At 67.8% G+C, this 875-nt stretch carries 1 protein-coding gene; it reads right to left on the bottom strand.

Features of this window, described 5'->3' with window-relative positions; all coding sequences use genetic code 11:
- Window positions 1-875: IS256 family transposase (locus RFM41_RS34075; protein ID WP_320319361.1), on the bottom strand; the 875-nt coding region annotated here is incomplete at both ends.

Below are 875 nucleotides of genomic sequence, written 5' to 3'. Positions count from 1 at the left end.
GGTGGCGAGCTTCGGCACCTTGGGCCGGATCTGGTCGGCCACGGCGCGCCATTGCACGCTTGCGGCCTCTGCCGTCTCCTGGGCGAAGGCGGTGGCGATGAAGGCCGAGACGACGCGGCGGCCGCTCTTGCCGGCATGCGCCAGCACGTTCCTCATGAAGTGGACCCGGCAGCGTTGCCAGGTGGCGCACAGCACCTTCGAGACCGCTGCCTTGATGCCTTCATGAGCGTCGGAGACGACGAGCTTGACCCCGCGCAGGCCGCGCCGGGTGAGCTTGCGCAGGAACTCCGTCCAGATCGGCTCGGCCTCCGAGGTGCCGATCTCCATGCCCAGCACCTCGCGCCGGCCGTCACTGTTGACGCCCACGGCAATGATGACGGCGACCGAGACGATGCGGCCGCCGCGGCGCACCTTGAGGTAGGTGGCATCGATCCAAACATACGGCCAGTCACCTTCGATCGGGCGTTCGAGGAAGGCCTTCACCTTGCCGTCGATCTCTTCGCACAGCCGCGACACCTGGCTCTTGGAAATGCCGCTCATGCCCATCGCCTTAACCAGGTCGTCGACCGAGCGGGTCGAGATGCCTTGGACGTAGGCCTCCTGGATGACGGCCGTCAGCGCCTTCTCGGCCATGCGGCGAGGCTCCAGGAAGCTGGGGAAGTAGGAGCCCTTCCTCAGCTTGGGGATGCGCAGCTCGACCGTTCCGGCCCGCGTCTCCCAGTCGCGCTCGCGATAGCCGTTGCGCTGGGCGGTCCGCAGCGCGCTCTTCTCGCCATAGCCGGCGCCCGTCGCCGTGCCCACCTCCAGCTCCATCAGCCGCTCGGCGGCAAAGCCGATCATCTCGCGCAGGATATCGGCGTCGGGGGTCTTCTCCA

Origin of the sequence: Mesorhizobium vachelliae, assembly GCF_033977325.1 — a bacterium.
Taxonomy (GTDB): Bacteria; Pseudomonadota; Alphaproteobacteria; order Rhizobiales; family Rhizobiaceae; genus Mesorhizobium; species Mesorhizobium vachelliae.
This window is presented reverse-complemented; position numbering and strand designations above follow the sequence as displayed.